General features: G+C 40.1%; 6 protein-coding genes. 4 read left to right on the top strand and 2 right to left on the bottom strand.

Translation table 11 applies throughout. The features are described from left to right. Nucleotides 1–40 precede the first annotated feature (40 nt). Complete coding sequence (galU, locus tag AWT60_RS15480) at nt 41–922, bottom strand: UTP--glucose-1-phosphate uridylyltransferase GalU (protein WP_008343198.1); 882 nt, start codon at nt 920–922, stop codon at nt 41–43. 269 nt (nt 923–1191) lie between these two features. Between galU and wecB the strand changes: the two genes are divergently transcribed. Beyond that, nucleotides 1192–2331, top strand: a complete 1140-nt coding sequence (gene wecB, locus AWT60_RS15475) for a non-hydrolyzing UDP-N-acetylglucosamine 2-epimerase (protein WP_041108047.1) — start codon at nt 1192–1194, stop codon at nt 2329–2331. Nucleotides 2332–2364: 33 nt separating this feature from the next. Here the strand turns inward: wecB and tagU are convergent, their stop codons facing one another. Further along, nucleotides 2365–3285: a polyisoprenyl-teichoic acid--peptidoglycan teichoic acid transferase TagU gene (gene tagU / locus AWT60_RS15470; RefSeq protein ID WP_041108045.1), complete on the bottom strand. Its 921-nt coding sequence runs from the start codon at nt 3283–3285 to the stop codon at nt 2365–2367. A 182-nt stretch (nt 3286–3467) separates the two neighbouring features. On the opposite strand from tagU, the gene AWT60_RS15465 reads away from it, so the two are divergent. From AWT60_RS15465 to AWT60_RS15455, 3 genes are read left to right on the top strand one after another with little or no spacing between them, the layout of a single operon-like run. After that, the gene (locus tag AWT60_RS15465) at nt 3468–3791 is read left to right on the top strand and encodes a hypothetical protein (protein ID WP_024423640.1); all 324 of its coding nucleotides are present in this window, start codon (nt 3468–3470) and stop codon (nt 3789–3791) included. A gap of 24 nt (nt 3792–3815) precedes the next feature. Then, entirely contained in the window at nt 3816–5924 is a 2109-nt protein-coding gene (locus AWT60_RS15460; RefSeq protein WP_076840178.1) for a SpoIID/LytB domain-containing protein, read from the top strand. A gap of 23 nt (nt 5925–5947) precedes the next feature. Further along, on the top strand, nt 5948–7438 hold the full coding sequence (locus tag AWT60_RS15455) for an N-acetylmuramoyl-L-alanine amidase (RefSeq protein WP_024423639.1): 1491 nt from the start codon (nt 5948–5950) through the stop codon (nt 7436–7438). Nucleotides 7439–7542: the final 104 nt, after the last annotated feature.

The raw sequence follows: 7542 nt of genomic DNA, 5'->3' as shown, positions 1-7542 counted from the left end.
TTTGTCAACAATCTGAAAGCTGCCGATGATGGCAGCTTTTTTAGTTCACTTCTTCTTTTTCGAGAAGCTGTTTCATAAATGGAATGAGTTTCTTTTTCAATTCTTCATCCTGAAGAGCAAACTCGAGCGTCGTTTCAATGAAGCCTTGCTTCTCGCCGACATCATATCGTTTTCCTTCGAAATCATAGGCGAAGACGCGCTGGATGTCATTCAGCTTTTGAATGGCATCTGTCAGTTGAATTTCTCCGCCTGCACCAATCTCTTGCTGATCGAGGTACATAAAGATCTCTGGCGTGAAAATATAGCGCCCTAAGATGGCTAGGTTCGATGGTGCTGTTCCTTGCGGCGGCTTTTCAACAAAGTTTTTGACTTGGTAGCGGCGTCCTTCTTGTGTAAGAGGATCAATGATCCCGTAGCGATGCGTATCGCTGTCTGCTACTTGCTGAACACCGATGACAGATGAAAGAGTTTTTTCGTATTCGTCCATCAGCTGGCGAAGCCCAGGCGTTTCGGCTTGAACAATGTCATCACCTAATAAAACAGCAAAAGGCTCATCACCGATAAAGTTGCGTGCGCACCAAACGGCGTGTCCGAGTCCTTTAGGCTCTTTTTGACGTATGTAATGAATGTCAGCAATGTTAGAGGACTTTCTTACTTTTTCTAAAAGCTCGCTCTTTCCTTTTTCCTCAAGGTTGCGCTCTAACTCTGGTGCAAAATCAAAATGATCCTCAATGGCTCTTTTTCCTTTTCCAGTGACAATAATAATGTCTTCGATTCCTGATTCAACAGCTTCTTCAATAATATATTGAATGGTTGGTTTATCAACGATTGGGAGCATTTCTTTAGGCATTGCTTTTGTTGCAGGGAGGAAACGTGTCCCAAGACCTGCAGCTGGTATTATGGCTTTACGTACTTTTTTCAATGAACTTTGCACCTTCCTTACATAGATAACCGATTTCATATTTCAATGTTTGTTCTTGGTCGTCTGTTTAAAGTGTAACTTACAAATCATAGGAAAGACAAATGATTTCACTAAAATGACTTTTAGATAATTCATATTTTATATGTTAAATGTAAAGGAAAGAGAAATTTAACGTTAATTCAATGTAAATTTCTTTTTTTATATCATTAATTTTATCCTCCCAATTGTGTATAATTGAAAGTACTATACTAGGAAAGAGGCATAAACAAGTGAAAAAACTAAATGTAATGACTATTTTCGGTACTAGACCTGAAGCAATTAAAATGGCACCACTTGTCCTTGAACTGAATAAACATCCACAGATAAATTCGATTGTTACTGTAACAGCTCAGCATAGAGAAATGCTTGATCAAGTCCTTGAGGCTTTTTCTATTACGCCTGATCATGATTTAAACATCATGAAGCAACGCCAGACATTATCTGAAATCACATCAAATGCACTATTGAAACTAGATCAACTATTTCAAGAGGAAAAGCCTGATATTGTCCTTGTTCATGGAGATACAACAACAACCTTTGCAGGAAGCTTGGCCGCATTCTACCACCAAATTTCAGTCGGTCACGTTGAAGCGGGTTTAAGAACACACAATAAATACTCGCCGTTCCCTGAAGAATTGAACCGACAAATGACAGGCACTATTGCTGATATTCATTTTGCTCCTACAAATGAGGCAAAGCAGAATCTTTTAATTGAAAATAAAAAAGAAGAGACGATTTGTGTGACGGGGAATACTGCGATTGATGCGTTGCAAACAACGGTTACAGAGCAGTATCAACACCCTATTTTAAAGAAAATAGGCACAGATAAAATGATCTTGTTAACGGCTCATCGCAGAGAAAATCTCGGCCAGCCGATGAAAAACATGTTTAGAGCGATTAGACGTATTGTAGAAGAGTTTGAAGATGTTCAGGTTGTATATCCTGTACATTTAAACCCTGCTGTTCGTGATGCGGCTCAAACAGAATTCAGTGATCTTGATCGTGTGCACTTAATTGAGCCTCTTGAAGTCGTTGATTTCCATAACTTCGCTGCTGCCTCACACTTTATATTAACGGATTCTGGCGGTGTCCAAGAGGAGGCGCCTTCTCTTGGGAAGCCAGTATTAGTTCTGCGCGATACAACAGAACGCCCTGAAGGTGTGAAAGCTGGCACGCTTAAGCTCGCGGGTACAGATGAAGAGACCATTTACAACATGGCAAAACAGCTGTTAGTCGATCAGAAAGAGTACGACAACATGTCGAAGGCGTCTAATCCATATGGTGATGGACAAGCGTCAAAAAGAATTGTCGAAGAGCTTCTCCATCGTTTTGGATTAAGTGAAGAAAAACCAGTTCCATTTCAATCATAAAAAAAGAAGACTACATTTCTGTAGTCTTCTTTTTTACTGCTCCAAACTTTCCTTCAATTCCTTTTTCACATTCGCAAGGCTGCTGTCATCAAGCTGATAGTAATAAATGTTATTGATACGTGTGCCTGATCCTTTCAGCTCGTGCTGCTCCACATGCTGTCTTGCATCACGATAATCATTCATCATCGTCCACATATCGTCAAATGACATGTTTGTCTTCATATTATTTTCCACGACTTTGAACATATCGCCGAATTTCGTAATAGATGAAATGTTGGCACCTTTTGCAATGATGCCTTCAATGACCTGGCGCTGTCTTTGCTGACGTCCGAAGTCACCCTTTGGATCTTGCTTTCTCATTCTTGTGTAGGCAAGGGCTTGATCCCCATTCAGGTTAATTTCTCCTGTACCAAATGAATGGCCGTCATAACTAAATGCAAACGTGCTATTTACTGTAATACCGCCAAGTGTATCAACAATATCCTTGAAGCTTTCCATGTTCACTTTGACAAAGTAATCAACAGGTACATCAAGCAGTTCCTCTACAGTATCTGCTGCCATTTGTGTACCGCCGAATGCATAGGAGTGGTTGATTTTATCCATTGTGCCTTTTCCGACAATCTTCGTATACGTATCACGCGGGATGCTCACCATCTCGGTCGTTTTCGTTTTCGGATTTACAGTCATGTATATTAATGTATCTGCACGGCCTCGGTCATTTTTTCGTTCATCGACACCCATGACTAAAATAGAAATCGGGTCTTTCTTACTTAAATCGACATCTTTGTCACGCTTATCTGACTTCTTTAAATTCTCCTGAATGCCTGCGACAGTCGATGCTGCTGTGTTCCAAAGATGATATGCGTATCCGCCAGTTGCTAATACGAATAAGCCAATAATCGATAAAACAATCCAAAGAACCTTTTTCTTCTTTCTTTTTCTTTCAGCTCTCATAATGTCCCTCACCTTTTCTATGATTCTTCCATGATTATAGGTTTACGAATCTTGATAAACAAGTTATTTTTTTACTCTGAACCTAGATATAGACGTTGTAACAAAAAAAAGGTTTCAAAAAACCTTAAATTTACCTTAAAATAATAACTTATAAGACGATACAAAGACATGAGGTGAAAAAAATGAAGAAAATCGTCGTTTTACCGTTCTTAATACTGCTACTAGGTATCGTGCTCACAGCATGTGGAACGGCCGAGCAGTCCTCAGGAGAAAACAAGACAAGCAGTTCAACTCCTCAGGTACTGGAAGAGAAAGCTGAATTTATTGGAATGGCTGATGCACATACAGTCGAAGTGAAAAAAGTGAATACGACCCTAAGCTATGAATTTACGGATAATTTTAAAGATGTGTTAAATGAATTTAAACCAGGAGACACAGTAGAAATCTCTTACTTTATTAATGACAGTGGTCAAAAGGAAATCCAGAAGATTGAAAAACAGAAGTAAAAAAGATGGGCGGGATGAACAAAATTGAAGAAAACAGGCGTTACACTAATCGTTCTCATGATACTGACTCTACTAGTTGCACCCTTTCAGTCTGCCATGGCAAGCTCGGCAATTTCAGTGAAATTGTCTAATTATATCGGAAACAAAACAAGTATGGATATCTCAACAACTGGGGAATACAAGCTATCAGGATCAAATGTTGCTGTGACAAAAAGATATGACGGCAAAAATAGATACGAAGTAGCCAACAGCATCGCTTCTGCTGGCTGGAAAAATCCATCAACTGTTGTCATTGTCAGTCGTGATGCATTTGATCATGCAATTTCTGTATCACCGTTAGCATACAAACTGGGCGCACCTATTTTGTATACGAATATTGAAAAACTGACGAAAACAACAGAAAACCAGCTGAAGAAAATGAAGCCGGATAACATTCTGATTGTCGGAAATACGAAAAGCATTTCAACAGCTGCTGAGAAGTCTATTAAAAAGTATGGCAAAGTCAGACGTATTAGTGGAAAAGATAAGTTTGAAATCTCCCAAAAAATCGCTAAAGAAATGGGTAACTATAAGCAAGCTGTCGTTGTCGGCGGGAACTCATTTATGAATGGGATTGCCATTGCATCCTACGCATCGAGAAAGGGATACCCTATCCTGTTAACAAAAAAAGATTCCATTCCGTCTTATAGAATGCCAAGTAAAGTGATCATCATCGGCAGTACGAAAAGTACTGGACAAAAAGTTGAAAATCAAATCAAAAAAACCTCACAGGTGACAAGAATCAGCGGGGCCAATCGCTATGAATTATCTGTGAATATTATAAAGAAATTAAATATTAATGCAGATAAAGTTTATTTGGCAAAAGCCTCTAGCTATATTTATGCTATGCCGCTGTCGCAATTGGCTGCAAAATCTAACAGTACTGTGGTGTATGTGAAACCCGATTCTGTCACAGCGTCTTTAAAAGCACTGCTGAAGGAAAAAGGTACATATGCTTATCATCTTGCTGGCAGCACAAGTGCAATTAAAGATAGCTTGAAAAATTCATTAGCCAAACAAGTCTATCTGAAAAAAAATCAAAACTACCAATTGAATATTTCTAACGGAAAAATTTCATTAAAAGGCATAAAGACGTATAACACAGTAAGAGTTGTTCCTGAGAAATATTCAACAAAAAATGTCCTTCAAATTGCAGGAAAGCCGTATTTAGGCAGCGTAAACTTTGCAATTGAATCAGGGTATATCAGGCCGACTCTCGAAAATATTCCATTTGAAGACTATTTAAAAGGTGTAGTGCCAAATGAAATGCCTGCAAGCTGGAATGTTGAAGCGTTAAAAGCACAGGCGGTTGCCGCTAGAACGTATTCGGTGAAAAGTATTGGAAAAGTCGTCCCTGATACAACAGCCTTCCAAGTATATGGAGGGTATAACTGGTACACAAATTCGACAAAAGCTGTCGATGCCACAAAAGGAAAGGTTCTGAAATATAACAATCAGCTCATTTCAGCAACCTATTACTCTAGCAATGGCGGTTATACAGAGGCAAGTGAAGAAGTGTGGGGAAATGCACTGCCATACTTAGTGGCCAAAAAGGATCCAAAAGATCCAGTCAATCCATGGACACTGAAACTCTCTAAGAAACAACTGGGCACGACATTGACTGCTAGCACAGCAGCATCTCAGTGGTCTAAAGCAAAAGAGACAAATGCAGCTGACCTTGCTGGCCTGAAATCATGGCTGCTCAAAAACAAAGAAACTGTTGCATCTGATATGAAAATCGCATCGATCTCAAGCCTGACGTTCTCAGGGAAAACAAAAGGTCAGCGTGCGAAGACGGTATCGATCAAACTGACATACCATCTGAAAAACAAAACAGGCACATATTCGGTAAACAAAAGCACAACGGCAAGTATGAAGATGACCGAGTTTCGATCAGTCATGGGCGCAACAAAGGTGAAAAGCACGTTTGCGTCAGTCAAAAACAATACAAATGACTTCACGATTTCAGGAAAAGGATATGGTCACGGCATTGGTATGAGCCAATACGGAGCCAAAGCGAGAGCTGAATCTGGAAACTCATATTCTTCCATACTCTCGTTCTACTATCCAGGTACAAAACTAACAAACTATTAAAGGGTAAAAGGAGGACATAGAAGATGCGCTCAATGATGAAAACAGCCATCCTCAGCCTCATCGCCATTTTCGTTATCGTTCCAACAGCATTGGCAGACAATTCAGTCTCAAGAATTGATGGCGGGAGCAGATATGCTGTAGCGGCAAACGTAGCGAAAAAAGGATGGGGAACTGCAAGTACAGTCGTTTTAGTAGGGAAAACTGCGTATGCAGATGCAACAGCAGGAATTCCACTTGCATACCAAAAAAATGGACCAGTTCTTTACACAAACAGTAAAAGCCTTTCGGGTGATACAAAGAAAGCCTTAACTTCATTAAAAACAAAGACGGTGATCGTTTTAGGCAGCACATCAAGTGTGTCAAACAACGTGGTCAACCAAGTGAAGAAAATGGGCATCTCCACACAGCGTATTTCAGGAAAAAACCGATATGAGCTATCTGCCAATATCGCGAAAAAAATGAAAAAGCCAGCAGGCGTCGTTGTCGTTGAGGGTTCTTTCTATGCACATGGGATTGCGATTGCACCTGTAGCAGCTCAAAAAGGATTCCCAATTCTATACACAGATAAAAAGGGACTTCGTTCTGAAATCGCTTCTGTTGCAAAAGCAAGCAATGTGAAACAAACCATTGTAGTCGGCGGAGAGAATTACGTCACAAAAGCAGCTTATAATCAATTGAAATCACCAACACGGATCAAAGGCTCGACTCGTTATGATGTCGCGGCAAATATTGTGAAAAAGTACAATATGAGTGTCAATAATACCTATGTAGGTAGAGGATTTGGTTATGCCACTTCATCTTCTGCTGCAGGCATTGCAGCGAAGCAAAACAAAGCATTGCTTCTAACGAATGAAAAGACACTGCCAAAAGTAACGAGAGCAACAGTGAGCAGTAAGAAAATCACCAAATTTACTGTCGTAGGCAGTACAAATACAGTGACACCAACTGTTGTGAACCAGCTGAAAAACCCGGCTGTTGGGAAAAAAGTATTCATTGATCCAGGTCATGGTGCGCATGATTCAGGAGCTGTAGGATACGGATTATATGAAAAGAATTTGAATTTAGATGTAGCAAAGCGTTTAAACACGAAATTAAACAACGCTGGTGCACTTGTGACCATGTCAAGAACATCAGACACATTTGATAGTCTTCAAACACGAGTGAGCAAAGGTGCGTCAGCAAATGCAGATATCTTTATCAGTGTCCATGCGAACTCAAATGATAACAGCAGTGCAAATGGAACAGAAACGTATTATGACAAAACCTATGCGGCTGCAAACAGCCTGAAGCTGGCGCAAAACATCCAGCCTAAAATGGTCAGCGCACTAGGTACAAGAGACCGTGGTGTGAAAACAGCTGGCTTCTACGTCATTAAATATTCTAAGATGCCGAGCGTTCTTTTGGAAACTGGTTTTGTTTCCAGTCCAGTTGATTCAAACATCTTGAAATCTGCTACGTATAAAGATCGATTAGCGTCAGGCATTTCAAGCGGTGTGTCAGGTTATTTTAGATAAGAAAACACAAACCTGAGGGGTGCCTCAGATACTCCTCTTAGGCTGCTCGAGAACGTACTCGGCAGCCTTTTTTCAAAAGTCCATGAAGCATCTTTGGTGAAGGG

The organism is Bacillus sp. F2HM (genome assembly GCF_019266135.1).
Lineage (GTDB): Bacteria > Bacillota > Bacilli > Bacillales > Bacillaceae > Bacillus > Bacillus safensis.
Note: the sequence above shows the minus strand (reverse complement) of the source record. Positions and strands in the feature narration are given on the sequence as shown.

Excerpts from the sequence above, each read along its gene's own strand:
- tagU (WP_041108045.1), bottom strand. The coding sequence starts at position 3,285 with ATGAGAGCTGAAAGAAAAAGAAAGAAGAAAAAGGTTCTTTGGATTGTT.
- AWT60_RS15465 (WP_024423640.1), top strand. The coding sequence starts at position 3,468 with ATGAAGAAAATCGTCGTTTTACCGTTCTTAATACTGCTACTAGGTATC.
- AWT60_RS15455 (WP_024423639.1), top strand. The coding sequence starts at position 5,948 with ATGCGCTCAATGATGAAAACAGCCATCCTCAGCCTCATCGCCATTTTC.